Annotated in this window: 13 protein-coding genes; 6 read left to right on the top strand and 7 right to left on the bottom strand. The window is 65.8% G+C overall.

Annotation, left to right across the window (positions count from 1 at the left end; genetic code table 11):
• Nucleotides 1–11: 11 nt before the first annotated feature.
• Nucleotides 12–344: a hypothetical protein gene (locus HQK15_RS14605; RefSeq protein WP_173492202.1), complete on the bottom strand. Its 333-nt coding sequence runs from the start codon at nt 342–344 to the stop codon at nt 12–14.
• Between the two features lie 144 nt (nt 345–488).
• On the opposite strand from HQK15_RS14605, the gene HQK15_RS14600 reads away from it, so the two are divergent.
• The gene (locus tag HQK15_RS14600) at nt 489–1,901 is read left to right on the top strand and encodes a sensor histidine kinase (protein ID WP_437340252.1); all 1,413 of its coding nucleotides are present in this window, start codon (nt 489–491) and stop codon (nt 1,899–1,901) included.
• Here the strand turns inward: HQK15_RS14600 and HQK15_RS14595 are convergent.
• Genes HQK15_RS14595 through HQK15_RS14585 form a run of 3 tightly spaced genes read right to left on the bottom strand, consistent with a single transcriptional unit; the run spans nt 1,874 to nt 5,429 of the window.
• Complete coding sequence (locus HQK15_RS14595; RefSeq protein ID WP_173492200.1) at nt 1,874–2,551, bottom strand: response regulator transcription factor; 678 nt, start codon at nt 2,549–2,551, stop codon at nt 1,874–1,876. The two genes, HQK15_RS14600 and HQK15_RS14595, sit on opposite strands and share 28 nt — an antisense overlap.
• Nucleotides 2,548–3,711 carry a bifunctional glycosyltransferase family 2/GtrA family protein gene (locus tag HQK15_RS14590; protein ID WP_367649199.1) on the bottom strand — a complete coding sequence of 388 codons (1,164 nt, stop codon included), beginning with the start codon at nt 3,709–3,711 and terminating at the stop codon, nt 2,548–2,550. Before HQK15_RS14590 ends, HQK15_RS14595 begins: the two co-directional genes overlap by 4 nt.
• Nucleotides 3,712–3,722: 11 nt before the next feature.
• Nucleotides 3,723–5,429, bottom strand: a complete 1,707-nt coding sequence (locus HQK15_RS14585) for an ArnT family glycosyltransferase (RefSeq protein ID WP_173492198.1) — start codon at nt 5,427–5,429, stop codon at nt 3,723–3,725.
• 637 nt (nt 5,430–6,066) lie between these two features.
• On the opposite strand from HQK15_RS14585, the gene HQK15_RS14580 reads away from it, so the two are divergent.
• The 5 genes from HQK15_RS14580 to HQK15_RS14560 all read left to right on the top strand — a co-directional run bounded on the left by HQK15_RS14580 (nt 6,067) and on the right by HQK15_RS14560 (nt 13,434).
• On the top strand, nt 6,067–6,858 hold the full coding sequence (locus tag HQK15_RS14580; RefSeq protein ID WP_217361676.1) for a COG4705 family protein: 792 nt from the start codon (nt 6,067–6,069) through the stop codon (nt 6,856–6,858).
• Nucleotides 6,859–6,944: 86 nt separating this feature from the next.
• Complete coding sequence (locus tag HQK15_RS14575; protein ID WP_173492196.1) at nt 6,945–7,433, top strand: DUF2231 domain-containing protein; 489 nt, start codon at nt 6,945–6,947, stop codon at nt 7,431–7,433.
• A gap of 552 nt (nt 7,434–7,985) precedes the next feature.
• A complete protein-coding gene (gene mobF / locus HQK15_RS14570) occupies nt 7,986–11,783 on the top strand; it encodes a MobF family relaxase (protein WP_173492195.1) in 3,798 nt (1,265 codons plus the stop codon).
• Between the two features lie 181 nt (nt 11,784–11,964).
• A complete protein-coding gene (locus HQK15_RS14565; RefSeq protein WP_173492194.1) occupies nt 11,965–12,186 on the top strand; it encodes a helix-turn-helix transcriptional regulator in 222 nt (73 codons plus the stop codon).
• An 87-nt stretch (nt 12,187–12,273) separates the two neighbouring features.
• The gene (locus HQK15_RS14560; RefSeq protein WP_217361675.1) at nt 12,274–13,434 is read left to right on the top strand and encodes a tyrosine-type recombinase/integrase; all 1,161 of its coding nucleotides are present in this window, start codon (nt 12,274–12,276) and stop codon (nt 13,432–13,434) included.
• Nucleotides 13,435–13,436: 2 nt separating this feature from the next.
• Here the strand turns inward: HQK15_RS14560 and HQK15_RS14555 are convergent, their stop codons facing one another.
• From HQK15_RS14555 to glnA, 3 genes are all read right to left on the bottom strand, one after another.
• Complete coding sequence (locus HQK15_RS14555) at nt 13,437–14,246, bottom strand: GSU2403 family nucleotidyltransferase fold protein (RefSeq protein ID WP_173492192.1); 810 nt, start codon at nt 14,244–14,246, stop codon at nt 13,437–13,439.
• Complete coding sequence (locus HQK15_RS14550; protein WP_173492191.1) at nt 14,236–15,360, bottom strand: hypothetical protein; 1,125 nt, start codon at nt 15,358–15,360, stop codon at nt 14,236–14,238. Before HQK15_RS14550 ends, HQK15_RS14555 begins: the two co-directional genes overlap by 11 nt.
• 244 nt (nt 15,361–15,604) lie before the next feature.
• On the bottom strand, nt 15,605–17,026 hold the full coding sequence (gene glnA / locus HQK15_RS14545; protein ID WP_173492190.1) for a type I glutamate--ammonia ligase: 1,422 nt from the start codon (nt 17,024–17,026) through the stop codon (nt 15,605–15,607).
• Nucleotides 17,027–17,030: the final 4 nt, after the last annotated feature.

Raw genomic sequence — 17,030 nt, 5'->3', positions numbered from 1 at the left:
GCCGAGGTTTCCTACTTGTCGCCGGCGTCCTGGTGGCCGGGCTCGTTCGGGTTCGCGTCGGGTCCGATGTCAGGGCCGTCGTTGGTCTCGCCGGTCTCGCCGGTCTCGGCCTTGTCGTCGGCCGTCTCGGTGCCCTTCTCGTCGGCCTCGTTCGGCTCGTTGGCTCCGTCGTCGGCCGTCTCGCCGTCAGCCTGGTCGTCGGGGACGTCCGCGGTGGTTGACGACGTGCTGGCCGGCGCAGGCGACGAGCTGCTCGCGTTGGCGGACATGACGCCGCCCACTCCGAGCATCGCGATGACGGCGGTCGCTCCGACGACCGCGATGTTGCGCTTGATGGTGAACATCAGGTTCCCTTCGGTGGTCGGCCGCCTTGTGCGGCCGGTGACACCACAGTGCGCGGACGGACCTGTGGCCGCGCTGAGTGATCAGGCGATGCCGGAGGCCGGTCCTCAGCGTGTACTCAGCGCAACGGATGCAACGTGTCCCCGATGAGCAGACCACTGTCCACGTCAACCAGTCGATGGATGGCCAGCGTCCGCGTGCGCTCGACGATCGCCGGCACGGTCGTGATCCTGGTCGGCTCCATCATCGGCTCAGTCCTCCTGGTCCTGCTGCTGCAGCGTGCACTGGCGAGCACGGCTAACGAGACCGCAGATGGTCGCGCCGAGGACGTGGCCCGCTTGATCACCGACTCCGATGAGCCAGGTAAATCCGTGGACCTCGAGGACAACGCCGGCGAAGACCAGGTCATTCAGGTGCTCGACGGGTCACGGCGAGTGGTGGCTGCGTCGTCGCAGCAGGCGGCCGGCCGGCCCCTGACGACGCTTGCCCCGCGCAAGGGGCAGACCCTCCGCGCCGACAAGGCCCGCGTCCCTGCTCTTGGCAGCGAGACCCCGTTCGTCCTGACCGCGCTCGGTGTCAATGTGGATGGTCAGCTGTGCACCGTCGTCGTGGCCACGTCGGTGAGCTCTCAGAGCGAGTCTGTGGCAGCCCTCGTGCGGTATCTGGTCGTCCTGGTGCCCATGGGCAGCGTCCTCGTCGGGATCGGCATGTGGGTTCTCGTGGGCAGGTCGCTGCGACCGGTGGAACGCATTCGCAGGCACGTCGCCACGATCGGTTCGCAAGGACTTGGTGAACGGGTCCCGGTTCCGGAGTCCGACGACGAGATCGCGCGCCTGGCCCTGACCATGAACGAGATGCTGAAGCGACTGGACTCCGCACACCAGCTTCAGCGTGCGTTCGTCTCAGACGCCAGCCATGAGCTGCGGAGCCCCTTGACCTCGCTGTCGACCTCCCTGGACGTCGTGGGAGTGGCGCCGTCTGAGTCGCGGTGGACCGAGACGAGAGCCGTCATGACCGCTGAAGTCGCCCGCATGGCGCGGCTCGTGGACGATCTGCTCCTCTTGGCGAAAGCGGACGACCGGGGCATGGTCCTTCATGTCGAGGACGTCGACCTCGACGACATCGTCGAGGACGAGGTGCGCCGCATGCGCTCCCACGGGCGGCTCAGGGTGACAGCGACCATCGCTCCTGTCCGGGTGCGGGGTGACCGGGGGCGACTGTCGCGTGCGGTCCGCAACGTGGTCGAGAACGCGGCGGCGGCCGCCTCGGGGTCGGTGCATGTCGGTCTGGCAAGCATAGATGGATCGGCGCGCATCGTGGTCGAGGACGACGGTCCCGGTGTCCCGGTGGCACACCGAGAGAGGGTGTTCGAGAGGTTCGTGCGTCTCGACGACAGTCGAAGCCGGGACAGCGGTGGCAGCGGACTCGGCCTGGCGATCGTTCGAGAGATCGTCGCTGCACACGGAGGGGCCGTCACGATGGATGAGTCGCCGACAGGCGGCGCGCGCGTCACTGTGACCGTGCAGCTGGTTCAACCGCCCGCCGGGTCGAGCCGGTAGCCGACGCCACGCAGGGTCTCGATGCTGTGGCGGCCGTACGGATGGTCGAGCTTGACCCGCAAGTAGCGCACGTACACCTCGACGACGTTCACGTCGCCCTCGAAGGCCGGGTCCCACACGTGGTCGAGGATCTGCGCCTTGGTCCGCACCGCACCAGGCTCGCTCATGAAGAAGTGCAGCAGAGCGAACTCACGAGGCGTCAGGACGACGTCATCGCCGGCTCGCGTCACGCGGTGGGTGGTCGGGTCGAGGGTGAGGTCGCCGGCCGTCAGCAGGACAGGCCGCTCAGGAGCGCCGCGGCGGATCAGGGCCCGCAGGTGCGCCACCAGGACGACGAAGCTGAACGGCTTGGTCATGTAGTCGTCCGCGCCGAGGTCGAATGCGTCGACCTGGTCGTACTCACCGTCCTTGGCGGTCAGCATCAGCACCGGCGTCCACACGCTTCGGGCGCGAAGCTGCCTGACGACCTCGTACCCGTGCATGCCGGGCAGCATGATGTCGAGCACGATCGCGTCGAACGTCTCCTCGGTCGCGAGCCAGAGTCCGTCCACCCCGTTGTAGGCCGTCTCGACCACAAAGCCTTCGTCGGTCAGCCCGCGCTGGACAGTGTCGGACAGGCGGCGCTCGTCCTCGACCAGCAGGACCCTCACGTGGCTCCTCCGACCGTGTCTCGGCGACGGAACACCCACTGGCGCATCGCCGCGAACCGCAGCGCTGTCACGCTGAGGTTGGCCAACGACAGGACCAACACCTCGGTGGGGAGGGCCGCGTTCGGCGACGCGCGGCGAAGCAGAACGAGGGCGACGGTCGTCGTCGCCACGCCGCCGACCAGGACAGTCAGGCCTTTGGCCTGGGCCCGAACCGCGCCCGGTCCGGAGTTGCCAAAGGTGAAGCGGCGGTTCAGCGACGTGTTGAGCACCGTCGAGAGCACCAGAGCCAGGACGTTGGAGGTTGGACCGGCCAGATGATGGCGAAGGTAGCCGTAGAGGCAGGTGTAGGCGATGCTGCTGACGACACCCACGAACGCGAAGAGCGCCAGTTGGGCCCTCAGGCGCCCGGCATCCCGCGCCGAGCCGACCCGCCGGCGGAGGTCGTCGACCGGGATGCGTCCGGTCAGCAGCGCCCACCCCAGTCGGCGCATTCCGCGCAGGTCGTCCAGCGCGGTGCGCATCACGTCGACGCGAGAGTCGGGGTCGTCCACCCAGTCGACAGGAACCTCGTGGATCCGCAGGCCCGACCGCTCTGCGAGCACCAGCAGCTCGGTGTCGAAGAACCAGGTGTCATCCTCCACCCACGGCAGCAGGGCGTCCGCGACCTCGCGGCGGACCGCCTTGAACCCGCACTGTGCATCGCTGAATCGGGTGTCGAGGACGGACTGCAGCAGGACGTTGTAGGACCTCGAGACCAGCTCGCGTTTGACGCCTCGAGTCACTTGAGAGCCACGTGCGAGGCGCGACCCGATGGCGACGTCGGAGTGCCCGCTGATCAGGGGCGCCACCAGAGGCAGAAGCGCCTTGAGGTCAGTCGAGAGGTCGACGTCCGTGTACGCGAGGACCTGGGCATCGGATTCCCGCCAGACGCTCTTGAGGGCACGGCCGCGTCCCTTCTCGGCAAAGGTCGCGACCCGTACGTGCGGATACTGCTCGGCGAGTGACCTGGCGACGGCCGGTGTCGCATCGGTGGACGCGTTGTCGGCGATCGTGATGCGCCACGTCCACGGCAGGCTGTGCAACGTGCGGACGAGGTTGCGCACGGCGGCCGGGAGGTCGGTCTCCTCGTTGTGGACAGGGATGACCAGCTCGAGCGTCACCGGCACGACCATCAGGAGGCGCTCGTGAGGTCGTAGACCGTGTGGTCGCCGATGAGCTCTGGCGTGAAGTTGGCTTTGACCCAGTCCCGAACGAGCTGCGTCGCCGGACCGCTCGCTGTGGCGTCGATGTAGTAGTGCACCCGCCCATCGGCGACCCACGCTGCGAACTGCTCGACGCTGGGAGCGGGGTCGGTCTGCTTGTATCCACCGACGCCGATGACCGGTCTTCCCGTTGCGAGCTGGTAGGCGGAGGACGCTCGTGCGCCGGGTACGGCGGCAACCCAGTCGTACCGGTCTGCGTCGGAGCGCAAGGCGCGGACCAGCTGTGCTGGGACCTGGTTGTTCGTCTGGCCCGATCCCGCACCTGCTTGGGGCCCGGATCCCGCGTGCGGTGAGGCAGCAGTGGCGACTCCGTAGACGACCGGGCTGAGCAGTGCTGCGACGAGGGCAAGGCCGACGATGCCTTGACCGGCTCGCCTCGGCGCGACATCCAGCACGATCAGCACAGCAGAGGCCAGGCCGAGCGCCCAGATGCACGGGTTGAGCCCGCTCGGGCGCACGGAGTTCGATCCGTGGATGACGACGGCAACGACGGTGGTCGTCGCCGACGCGAAGGTCAGCACAGCGCTGACACCGCGGTGACGACGAGCTCGCCACAGGACCAGACCGCTGATGCCGATGAGTGCGGCAACGGCAGGAGCCAGCACGATCGTGTAGTAGGAGTGGAAGATGCCGGCCATCAGGCAGAAGACCACGGTGTTGACCACGAACCAGGACATCCACAACCATGTCGCCGCGCGGACGCCGCGGCCCTGAGGGCATCGCCGCGACGCCCAGGCTGCGCCGGCGGCCAGGATCAGCGCAGCCGGCACCAACCACATAACCCCGGTCCACACAGGGGTACCGAGCATCCGGGGAAGATTCGTGCCGTGCCAGCCTGATGTGGATGACCCCGCGACCTCGTTGCCCGTGAGGCGTCCGATGCCGTTGTACCCCAGCGCGAGCTCCAGGACCGAGTTCCTGGTCGACCCGCCGATCCAGGGACGTGATGAGGTTGGCCACAACTCGACGGTTGCCATCCACCATCCGGCGGCAAGGATCGTCGTGGCCGCCGCCACGAGCAGGTGGACGATTCGGCGGCTGATGGGCACAGTGGCGAACAGCGCGTACACCAGAACGAGCGACGGCAGGATCATGAACGCCTGAAACAGCTTGCACATGAACGCGGTGCCGACCAGCGCTCCACCCGATGCCAGCCACCACAGTGCGTGCGCGCTGGTCAGAGCCCTGACCGTGGCGTAGGAGGCAGCGACCATCAGCAGCACCAGCAGCGCGTCGGGGTTGTTGTAACGGAACATCAGCACGGCTATGGGCGTGGATGCGAAGACGGCGCCAGAAAGAAGCGCGGCCCCTGGGGACCCCGTCGAGCGCCTGACCGTGGAGTACAGGAGCGCGACTGAGGCGACACCCTCCACGGCTTGGGGGACGAGCAGGCTCCACGAGGAGAGGCCGAACAGCCTTACCGAGAGTGCTATGGGCCAGATGGCCAGTGGTGGCTTGTCCACGGTGATGGCACCACTCGCGTCGAGCGAGCCGAAGAAGAACGCCTTCCAGGACTGCGAGCCGGCGAGAGCCGCTGCGGAGTAGTACTCGTTGGCCATGCCGGAAATGTTGACGTGCCAGAGGTAGATCACTGCTGTCGCCGAGAGCAGCGCCACGAGTCCGAATCGCTCGTTCCGCCGCTGCGAGGTGCCCAATCCCGCAGGGAGATCCGTGCTCGCTCCGTCGTCAGCAGTCGCGGATGCGGGCGAGACTGTTCGCAACTCGAGCACGGGCACCTGAACCTCCGTCGTCATGAGGTGCCCAGCGTCCCGTCGCGAACCTGCACTGCACCTGACTGCGGTGACGCGGCGTCTGACGGTCAGGTGGCGTTCAGGTCGGAGCAGCCACGGTGTGGGCAGGACGATCCACGCTGAACGCGCTCCGGCGCGGGAGCAGCGTGAGAACCGTCCGGGTGCACGCGTCGTACCGACGGGTTGCTGGGAGCCGTGGTGATTCTCGCGATCATCGGACTTCGCCTGCTGTGGTTACTGGCACCGGTTTGCCATCGACGACTTCGTCGGCGCGTCGCTCTGGTCGGCCGCCGTCGTGGCAGCGGGCTACTTCTTCGAAGGCTCTACTTTGTCGCTCGGAACGTCAAGCTCACCACCGTCAGCCTCGCGGCCTGTTCGGTGGTCGCTGCCGCCATCGCCTTGGCAAGGAACTGAAAGCAGAAGAAGCACGAACATGAAAGGCCGCAGGTGCAGTCAGGTTCCAGTCAGGTAGCTGACCCTAGCGTTCGTTGACATGCCACCCATGCGCACCTTTCGAGACACCAAGGTCCCCGCGGTCTTCCTTTTGTTCTGGATCGTCAAGCTCCTCACCACCGGGATGGGAGAGGCCGGCTCCGACTACCTCGGCACCGTCAGCATCCCTCTAGCTGCCGTCATCGGGATAGGTGGCTTCTTTGCCGCCCTGTGGCTGCAGCTGCGGGCAGACCGCTATCACCCCGTCCGGTACTGGGTGACCGTGCTGACCGTCGCCCTGTTCGGGACGATGATCGCCGACGGCCCCCACGTCGTGCTGGGCACCCCGTACGCGGTGGACTCCGGCATCTACCTGCTGCTACTCGTCGGCCTGCTGACCTGGTGGAAGCGCAGCGAAGGCACCCTCTCGGTCCACTCGATCACCACCAGTCGCCGCGAGCGGTTCTACTGGGGCGCGGTACTTCTGACCTTCGGCCTCGGCACAGCAGTCGGTGACGCCACGGCCATCGAGATGGGACTCGGGTTCGCATTGTCCATCGTGCTGTTCAGCGTCCTCATCCTGGTCCCGCTCGGCCTGTGGCGCCTCGGCCTCAACGCCACCATCGCCTTCTGGGCCGCGTACGTCCTCACACGACCGCTCGGGGCTTCCGTCGCGGACTGGCTCAGCGCATCCCACAAGCATGGTGGCCTCGGCTGGGGGACAGGACCAGTCACCGGTCTCGCCCTGGTCATCTTCGCAGGACTCGTGGTCTACCTGGCTGTGACACACGCAGACGTCGAAACCTCGGAAACCGGCCCATCGACCGCTCGCACGGAAGAGCTCGACGCCGCAAGGAAGTAGAGAACGGCCATCTCGTGTCAGTCGCGAGAGGTCTGCACGAAGCAAGACCCACCGGCGCCCAAGCCCAAGACACCTGAGGACTGCTCATGCCTAATGACTTCTATGGTCTGCCGCTACACCCACTCATCGTTCACGCCACGGTGGTAATCATCCCGCTCGCGGCCTTGACCGTCCTGCTCTCAGCCCTGTGGCCGCGCTTCCGGAACTGGGCGGGCCCACTGCCGGCCGGTCTGAGCATCGTCGGACTCATTCTGGTCCCGCTATCGACCTCAACCGGTGAGACCCTCGAGAAGCACGTCGAACGCTCCGCCTTACTCGAGAAGCACACGCACCTCGCCGACGGCCTGCTCCCATGGATGATCGGACTGACGGTCGTGGCAGTCGTCGGGTATGGACTCCACTGGCGGGCCAAGCACGGGAACTCCGCAGTCAAAGCACTCATGGTCGGGGTTGCCGTGCTGTCGGTCGTCGCCGTAGTCGGAACGTCCGTCCAGGTGGCCCGCATCGGCCACAGCGGCGCCAAGGCGGCCTGGGCTGACACGGACATGAGCTCGACGACGCGGCCCGGTGGGTAGCGCGGGTCCCGGGGAGCCGCACACGGCCGGGATGGCTTCACAGTTGAACTGGCCTCGCGCGGGTGTTCTGGGCGCGAACGACGGCATTGTCTCGACCGCGGGAGCGACGTTCCCGTTGCCTCAGCCACCCGTCCCGCCGATCGCATCGCCGGCGGGGCGAGGGCTGTCGCGGATCGCCGCTCGCTGACTCTGGTGGCCGGCACCCCCAGTTGTTCGACCTCGCCACGACCGGCGATGCCTTCATGATCGCCGTCCGTGACAGCGCCTACGAAGAGCTCGGCTCCGCCGTGTCGTTGTATTGGTCGATCTCCGACCCTGTGGCTGGCGGTTACGACGCAGCATTTCGACCATGCCTTCATCGAGATCGACAGCCGCATCGGTGCCCTTGCGCCACGACTGGTCGCATCCTGAGCCCGCAGTCCTAAACTCTCGAAACGGCCGTCATCTCTGACAGCAGACAAAACCACACGCGACAACATCGACACACCTCTTTCATTCAGGTGACCTTCGTGGCCGCTCACGACTTTCCGTTGGCCATAGGACGACGTGACCATGACGCTGCACAAGCTCTCGGCTGGCTCGGGGTATGAGTACCTGACGCGGCAGGTCGCGGCGCTGGACTCGACTGAGAAGGGTCACGTTCCCCTTGCCGACTACTACTCCGCCAAGGGGGAGTCGCCTGGAGTGTGGTTGGGCTCGGGTCTGAGCGGTATCGACCAAGAGGAAGGTTCGATCGTCACGGCGGAGCAGATGCTCAACCTGTTCGGACACGGGCTGGATCCGACGACGGGCGACCGTCTCGGCCGTCCGTATCGGCTCTACGAGAGCCAGGCCGCCGATGACTTCCGCGACGCGGTCGCACGTCGGGTTGAGACAATTAGGGTAGAAGGTGGTGGCGGGGACCCGGCGTCGATCCGGTCCCGAGCTCGCAGTGATGTGGCCCGGGCATTCTTCGTCCGTGATCAAGGACGCGAACCGGTTGGTGCCCGCGAGCTGGACTCGGCGGTCAAGCGTTACTCCCGGCCGACTCGGGTCGCGGTAGCCGGGTTCGACCTGACGTTCTCGCCGGTCAAGTCGGTGTCGACGCTGTGGGCGATCGCTCCTCGCGAGGTCGCCGCGGTCATCGAGCAAGCGCACCAGAGCGCTGTGTCGGACGCGCTGAGGTACCTCGAACGCGAGGCGTTGTTCACGCGCGAAGGGCTCGATGGTGCACGGCAGGTGGACACACGGGGGCTCATTGCGGCGCAGTTCACGCACCGTGACTCGCGTGCCGGCGACCCGGATCTGCACACTCATGTGGCGGTCGCAAATAAGGTGCAGACGGCCGAGGGGAAGTGGCTGGCGATCTATGGTCGTGTGCTTTACGAGTCTGCGGTGGCGGCGTCGGAGACATACAACACAGCACTCGAGGCGCACCTGTCTGGACGGCTCGGCGTCCGGTTCGCCGAGCGTTCGAGCGCTGGGATTGGGACGCGATCGGTCCGGGAGATCGTCGGAATCGAACCTGCGCTGAACCAACACTGGTCTAAACGCAGGCAAGACATCGACGTCCGACGCGGTGAACTGGCGCGCGAGTTCCAGCAAGAACACGGGCGACCTCCTACCCCGGGCGAGGCGATCGCACTCGCGCAGCAGGCGAACCTCGACACCCGGCAGGCCAAGCACGACCCACGGTCATCGGCCGAGCAACGAGACACGTGGCGACGCGATGCCGTTGGCATCCTCGGCACGGAATCGGCGACCGACGAGATGGTGCGGACTGCGTTGGCAAGTCCGGTAGGCGGCTTCACGTCGCTGCCGACGGGGTGGATCGAGACGGCGGGGAAGCGTGTCGTCGACGAGCTCGAACAGCGCCGCGCGACGTGGAGACAAGCACACGTTCGAGCAGAAGCACTCCGCCAGGTGCGCACATCTCAACTGCCCGCTGACGAGGTCAACGGCACTGTAGAGGCTGTTGTGAGCCATGTCCTGGAGCGGTTGTCGATCAATCTGACACCCGATCCCGACCCGATTGTTGACCCGGAATCGCTTCGTCGTGAAGACGGGACGAGCGTGTACCGGCACGGCGGGCGCGACCGATTTACGAGTCAGCGAATCCTCTCCGCTGAGGAAGTCATCACGACGGTCGCCGAGCTCAGGGAGGGTCGGACGGTCCCCGACGACGACGTGGACGTTGCTCTGGTTGAGAGCGCGGCTAACGGCATGGCACTGAACGAAGGACAGGCAGCACTGGTGCGCACCATGGCGACCAGCGGCGCACGAGTCCAGGTCGCGATCGCGCCTGCGGGTGCCGGCAAGACCACGGCGATGCAGGTGCTCGCTCGGGCGTGGACCGACTCTGGCGGTCATGTCGTCGGCCTCGCACCGTCCGCTGCAGCGGCAAGCGCGCTGCAGACGGAAGCCGGCATCCGGTCGGACACGCTCGCCAAGTTCGTCCACAAACTCGACACCGTACCGAGCAAACCTGTTGTCGGACCGGCCACCTTGTTGATCGTCGATGAGGCAGGCATGGCCGACACACTGACACTAGCTCGCGTGATTCAGGAGGCCGTCGATCGAGGCGCCTCCGTTCGACTCATCGGCGACGACGCACAGCTTTCAGCAGTAGGTGCAGGTGGCGTTCTTCGCGACATCGCTCGCGCGCACGACGCGGTGCGGCTCGAGGAGCTGATGCGGTTCGACGATCCCGCCGAAGCTGCAGCCTCCTTCGGTCTACGCGGGGGTGACGTCGCTGCGCTCGGCTTCTACCTCGATCGGGACCGCATCCACATCGGCGACACGACCGGTTGTGTGGACGACGTGTTCGCGTCATGGTCGTCGGACACGGCCACCGGACTTGACTCGTTGATGCTGGCGCCGACCCGCGACCTCGTCCTCGAGCTGAATCAACGGGCACGCGTCGCGCGGACCGACGGGACCTCCGTGAATGGCGAAGTGGCTCTGAGGGACGGCAGCCAGGCGTCAGTGGGCGATACCATCCTCACCCGCCGCAACGACCGCAGGATCTCCATCAGCGACAGCGACTGGGTCAAGAACGGCGACCGATGGACAGTCACCGGCATCCGAAACGGTGCGCTCGACGTGCGACACAGGACGTCCGGACTGCGCGCCATCCTGCCGTCTGAATACGTCGCTGAGCACGTGCAGCTCGGATACGCCTCCACGGTTCACACGGCCCAAGGCGTCACCGCAGACACGATGCACGGCATCGCCGTCGGCAGCGAGACACGCCAGATGCTTTACACGATGATGACGCGGGGACGGCACGCGAACCACGTTCATCTGGCCATCGCTAGAGACGGCGATCTGCACCAGATGCTGACCCCCGAAGGCCGGCAACCAGCCTCCGCGGCAGAGGTCGTGGAGGCCATCCTGGCTCGAGACGGATCGGCGATCTCCGCCACAACCGAAGCCCTCAAGGTGCTCGAACCCCCCGCTCAACTGCGCGATGCGGTCATCCGCTACTCCGACGGTGTGGTCGCTGCCGCCGAAGACGTCGTCGGGGCGTCGCGCGTCGATCAAATTGCTCAGCGGGCCGAAGAGCTGCTTCCCGGCCTCACCAGCGCCGACGGCTGGCCGTCACTCGCGATCCACTTGCTGCTCGCCGAAGCCAGCGGTACTGACGCGGCAGAACTTCTGGACATGGCGATCACCTACCGATCTCTCGATGATTCAGACGATCCAGCCGCAGTAATCGGATGGCGCCTCGACACACTCGCACCTCAGAAGAGCGGCCCGTTGCCGTGGCTATCGGAAGTGCCGGACCAGCTCGCCGGCCACCCGACCTGGGGTCCCTACCTAACAGGCCGTGCCAGCAGGGTTGACGACCTCGAGGCTCAAGTACGCGAGGAACCGCACCGAAATGCCCCGGGATGGGAGCCTGGTGAGGTCACGCTCTCGCCCGGGCTGATCGCTGACGTTCAGGTGTGGCGTGCCGCGTTTGGCGTGCCCGACAGCGACCGTCGGCCCACCGGCTCGCCCCGCCCGGAAATCGTGGCCCGTGATTACCAGCGCACCCTCGACCGGCGAATCGAAGACCAACTCAGCCGGCACGGAGAGACGTGGATCCAGCCGATCGTTGCCGCCGTCGGACGGCGGGACAGTCACACTCCGGTCCTGGCCGAGCGACTCGCTCGCCTGGCACAGGACGGACACGACGCGGGACAACTGCTCGCGTCCGCCACTCGCGATGGCCAGCTCCCCGACGATCACGCGACCGCCGCTCTCGATTCGAGGATTACCCGCCTGGTCGACCTTGAGAAGCGGAGGTCTCGGTCGCGAGGTCCTGAACGAAGCGACCCGGCCGGCGGTCTCGAACCCCCACGTAGAGGATCCTCTCCCGAGCGTTGAGAGTTGGACCCGAGGCAGACGCCTACAAGCGGTCGTTCGCAGTGGTGTGCCGGGACATTGCCTCCTGCGGTCGAAATCACGCATCGACAGATTCGTCGAGTTTCTCGTGTTTGTGGAGGCCGCTCAGAGCTGCACGGGGGCCTGTATGGAGCAAGCCGTTCACGACAAACAGGAGCAGACCATGACCGACCGCATCTACCTTGACCACGCAACCGACGAGCTGATGACCATCGACGAGGTGTCGGCGATGGTGCGTGCTCCGATCGCCACCCTTCGCTACTGGCGTCATCTCGGCACCGGCCCCCAGGGGTTCCGCGTAGGACGAGCCGTTCGGTACTGGCGTCAGGACGTCCTGACGTGGTTGACCGAGCAGAGTGCCGAAGCTGAAGGCCGCCTCCCATGACTTCCACAGATCGGCAATTGCCCCTGGACCGCATCAAGCCGAGCCGGTAAGTCCGTAGTCATGACTAGCCAGACGAGACCCACTCCTATGCGAGCTCGCAACCAGCGAGGATCCATCGAAGACCGGTGGACCAAACGTGCGAAGGACGAGCACGGCAACTCGATCGAAGTTCCATCCGCCGTTGCTGGGAAAGTGACACGCTGGCGAGCTCGCTATGTCGACGACGCTGGCAAGGAACACACCCGACACTTCAAGCGGAAGGTTGATGCGAAGTCGTGGCTGGACGCCGCAGTGGCATCGCTGCTTCGCGGCGACCATGTTGATCCCAAGGCCGCTCGGATGACGGTAGGGGAGTGGTGCGAGGTCTGGCTGGAGGGCTACCGGACCCGGCGCGAGTCGACGGTGCGTCAGGCCGAGGTGCACATCAAGATCATCAGAGCCCACTTCAACGCCGTTCCGCTCTCAGCAGTGAAGCCGTCGGATGTTCGCAGCTGGACAGCCAAGCTCAAAGCCGAAGGCCGCGCCGACTCGTACGTGTACGCGATCTACGCGCGGCTCTCACAGCTCTTCAGCGATGCCGTCCACGACGGGCTCGTGGCCCGCAACCCGTGCTCCCGACGGACGTCGCCGGGGATGGGGAAGCAGCGACCCTATGTGGCGACGACCGAACAGATCTGGGCCATCTACGAGGCGGTGCCGCCTGGCGTACGACCAGCCATCCTCCTCGGCGCCCACGCTGGGCTCCGGCTCGCCGAGGCGGCCGCACTGCGACCAAGCGACGTGGACTTCATGCGCGGGGTCGTCTCGCCCGCCATCCAATGGCCCGACAGGCCGCTCAAGTCCCACATCAGTCGTTCTTCGATTCCCATCCCGCAGGAGATGGCCTTTGAACTCGCAGAAGCGGTCCGCCTCGGTAAGGGAAAATCGATCGTCACCGACGAGTGGCGCAACCCGGGCGGGCCATGGACCATCGAACGGGGCATTCGTGCCGCGCGCAAGTCCATCGACGACCTTCCCGATGACTTCCGTTTCCACGACCTGCGTCATTACTTCGCGTCACTGCTGATCGCGTCGGGCCTTGACGTGAAGGTCGTCCAGGCCCGGCTACGCCACGCATCCGCCAAGACGACGCTCGACACGTACAGCCACCTCTGGCCGGATCGGGACGAGTCCTCTCGCGAAGCCGTCGCGGCCGTCTACCTCACGCGTAGGAAGAGCGGCGACGGAAGCGTGCAGGGAACCGCCTGACCTCAGGTGTCCATGCCGCTCAGCTCGGCGAGCAGGTCCTGAGCGAGGAAGCTGACGGACGCTGAGACGAGCGCAGGTTGGCCCACGCCCTCCTCGGCTCGTCCAGCCATGACCGATCCCAACGACTCTGGTCCTTCGGCGAACAAGGTATGCAGCAGGCCTACGGCAACGCGGGTGACGTCGCTTGAGAGGTCGTCGGCCAAGAGTCTGCGAGTCGCCGTCGCCATGTCGACCGTCGTTGTCGCGACCAACAGGCGGTAGATGTCATGCGCGTCCTTGTCGTTCAGCCTGTCTGGACTCTCGACGCGCTCACCGATCTTGTGCAGTTTCGCCACCAGCAAGGCTGCCGGTCCGGCCACCTGGACGATCGCGCTCCGCCCATCGCCGTCCAGTGACTCAACAGTCCTTGAATTGTGATCGACGACTGCGGCCTCCAGACCCACGGTGCGTCGTGCTGCCTGCCCGCCGTGCGGCGGGATCTTCGCCGCCCGGCGACTTCGCTTACCGGAGAGCAACTCGGGCACCATCAGATCGACCGGAACGCCCTTGGGAGAGATCCAGGCACCTGGCTGTCGGCTCGTCGGATCGAGCACGAACCCGGCGGACGTCATGGCGTCCTCGATCAGAGGACTGTCACCGAGTACGCGAGTGTCGATGGCAAGATCCGAGTCCTTCGTGGCCTCAGCAATGGCGAACGACGCCTGACCGGTGTGGAGGTAGACCGCCTGGGCGCCAACAAGAATCACCGAGTCTTGGTGGGCAGCCAACGCGTCCAGCGCGTCCAGCAGTGCGGCACGGGCCTCAACGATCACTGCTGAGCCTCCAAGTGTCGACGTTGTTCTCCATCCATTCGAGCAGGTGGTCACCCTCGGCGGGATTTCGGCCCGGACCACTCAAGAGGTCGGCGACCGCTTGGCTGGGCGACACGAGTGTCACGCCTTGCCATGTTGTCGTGCGTTCGAAGACGGTGGGGGAGCGAGGCGATGCCATGAGGACGTTCGCTCCGGTCTCGACTTCGCGCAGTCCGAGCGTTGCTGCCAGTTCGACAGGATCATCGGCGTAGAGCAGCGCCAGCCGGGGTTCGGCGAAGGGTGCGTACGGCTGGGCCGCCAACGATCCGCTCACGGCGTAGCGCTGGGCCGGCGCAGCTTGTGCCAAGTTGGTGGTGAGACTATCCAGCCCGCGGGGCTCCAGAAAGCCACGAGTGGTGTTGGTGTCCAGGTACCTCGCGTCGGCGCTCCACCGGCGAAGCAGCTCCGGCCAGTCCACCGCGGTGATCGGCCCACGCTCGGCACGCGACACGATCCCTTCAGCCACCAGGTAGTCGACAAGCCGGTACGACGCGCCGAGTGAAGTCTTTGCAAGCCTGGCCAGCTCCGACACTGTGTACGGCGGTGCGTAATCGATCAAGGCGCGTGCCAACAGAGTTGCTGGCAGTCCCTTCAGACTGGTGGTGGGACGACCCGGCCCGCTCCACGGGTCCGATGTCGCTCCGCGGTCGCTGACGAGCATGAGCGGATCGACGGTGGTCAGCAACAGATTGCCCGTCGCGTCCGCGTACGAGATCCCCTGCTGACGGAGTTCTTCGCGCACCCGGGGTGTGATGTACCGCGACACCACGAGAACTCGCCCGTCGGATGCGCGCATCGCCTCGAGCCGGGCAGTCATGCTCAGCACGGCACCCCGGGTGATCGACCGCTTGATCTCAGCGTCGAAGGATACGACCGTCTCGCCGTCGCGAGCGACCGTCAACGTTGCGTCTGATCCCGAGTCGGGAGCACCGACGGAGGTCGTGAAGGCAACGGTCCACCTGCTGGGTAGGAGGAGCTGAACTCTGGCACCGATGAGCATCATGATGTCCGCGGAGGTGCGGGGCTCGGGCCCGTATCCTTCGCGGGGCAGACTCAGGATACGCGTTGCGGTCATTTTCCGAGAATAGCAAAGTTCCACACAATGTGGAATACGACCAATTCCGGTAACTTTGACGCCGCCCTAACTGTGATAGTTGGGGAAAGCTGACGTGCCTTGGTGGTTGCTCCGCGGGAGGAATCGACACAAATTCGAACGTTGCGCGGACGTCCTGCGGAATCCCTGCGGAATCTGACCTCAGACTAGAAAGAGAAACCCCCGGGAAGTACTGCAATCCCGGGGGTTTCGTGACGTCTGATACTCAGATGTCGTAGTAGAGCTCGAACTCGTGCGGGTGCGGGCGCAGCTGCACGGGCAGGATCTCTTCCTGACGCTTGTAGTCGATCCACGTCTCGATCAGGTCGGGCGTGAACACGTCACCGGCGGTGAGGAACTCGTGGTCGGCCTCGAGCGAGTCGAGCACCGCGTTGAGCGAGGTCGGGACCATGTCGATGGCCTCGTACTCCTCCGGCGGCAGCTCGTAGATGTTCTTGTCGATCGGGGCCGCCGGCTCGATCTTGTTCTTGATGCCGTCGAGGCCGGCCATCAGCAACGCCGAGAACGCGAGGTACGGGTTGGAGGACGGGTCGGGGCAACGGAACTCGATGCGCTTCGCCTTGGGGTTCGAGCCCGTGATCGGGATGCGGACACAGGCCGACCGGTTGCGCGCCGAGTAGACCAGCGCGATGGGGGCCTCGAAGCCCGGCACCAGACGACGGTACGAGTTGGTCGACGGGTTGGTGAACGCCAGCAGCGACGGCGCGTGCTTCAGGATGCCGCCGATGTAGTGACGTGCGAGGTCCGACAGTCCGCCGTATCCGGTCTCGTCGTAGAACAGCGGCTTGCCGTCGTTCCAGATCGACTGGTGGACGTGCATGCCCGAGCCGTTGTCGCCGAAGATCGGCTTCGGCATGAACGTGACCGTCTTGTCGTTGGCCCACGCGGTGTTGCGGACGATGTACTTGAACTTCATGACGTCGTCGGCAGCCTTGAGCAGGGTGTCGAACTTGTAGTTGATCTCGGCCTGGCCGGAGGTGCCGACCTCGTGGTGGCCGCGCTCGAGGACGAGCCCGGCGTTGGTGAGGTTGGACATCATGTCGTTGCGCAGGTCGGCCGTCTTGTCGGTCGGCGCGACCGGGAAGTAGCCACCCTTGTAGCGGACCTGGTAGCCGCGGTTGTCGCTGATGTCGTCGCCGGTGGACCAGGCGGCCTCGGCCGACTGGATCTCGTAGAACGACTTGTTGGCGCTGGTGCCGTAGTTTACACGGTCGAAGATGTAGAACTCGGCCTCGGGGGCGAAGAACGCCGTGTCACCGATGCCGGTCGTCGCGAGGTAGGCCTCGGCCTTGCGGGCGATGTTGCGCGGGTCGCGCGAGTAGGCCTCGCCGGTGATCGGGTCGTGGACGAAGAAGTCCATCGCAATGGTCTTGCGTGCCTTGAACGGGTCGACGTACGCCGTCTTGACGTCGGGGAAGAGCACCATGTCGGACTGGTCGATCGTCTGGAAGCCGCGGATCGACGAGCCGTCGAACGCGACGCCGTTGGCGACCATGTCGGCGTCGAAGGTCGAAGCAGGCAAGGTGACCTGCTGCTGGATGCCCGGCAGGTCGGTGAAGCGGACGTCGAGGTACTCGACGCCCTCATCCTTGATGAACTTGAACAGGTCGTCGGCATTGCCGAACATGTGG

Origin of the sequence: Aeromicrobium stalagmiti, assembly GCF_013283745.1 — a bacterium.
GTDB lineage: Bacteria > Actinomycetota > Actinomycetes > Propionibacteriales > Nocardioidaceae > Aeromicrobium > Aeromicrobium stalagmiti.
This window is presented reverse-complemented; position numbering and strand designations above follow the sequence as displayed.

What these genes read in the sequence shown, in the direction of transcription:
- HQK15_RS14565 (WP_173492194.1), top strand. Translation starts at nt 11,965, where the DNA reads ATGACCGACCGCATCTACCTTGACCACGCAACCGACGAGCTGATGACC.
- HQK15_RS14550 (WP_173492191.1), bottom strand. Translation starts at nt 15,360, where the DNA reads ATGACCGCAACGCGTATCCTGAGTCTGCCCCGCGAAGGATACGGGCCC.
- glnA (WP_173492190.1), bottom strand. Translation starts at nt 17,026, where the DNA reads ATGTTCGGCAATGCCGACGACCTGTTCAAGTTCATCAAGGATGAGGGC.
- HQK15_RS14605 (WP_173492202.1), bottom strand. Translation starts at nt 344, where the DNA reads ATGTTCACCATCAAGCGCAACATCGCGGTCGTCGGAGCGACCGCCGTC.
- HQK15_RS14580 (WP_217361676.1), top strand. Translation starts at nt 6,067, where the DNA reads ATGCGCACCTTTCGAGACACCAAGGTCCCCGCGGTCTTCCTTTTGTTC.
- HQK15_RS14600 (WP_437340252.1), top strand. Translation starts at nt 489, where the DNA reads ATGAGCAGACCACTGTCCACGTCAACCAGTCGATGGATGGCCAGCGTC.
- HQK15_RS14575 (WP_173492196.1), top strand. Translation starts at nt 6,945, where the DNA reads ATGCCTAATGACTTCTATGGTCTGCCGCTACACCCACTCATCGTTCAC.
- mobF (WP_173492195.1), top strand. Translation starts at nt 7,986, where the DNA reads ATGACGCTGCACAAGCTCTCGGCTGGCTCGGGGTATGAGTACCTGACG.
- HQK15_RS14560 (WP_217361675.1), top strand. Translation starts at nt 12,274, where the DNA reads ATGCGAGCTCGCAACCAGCGAGGATCCATCGAAGACCGGTGGACCAAA.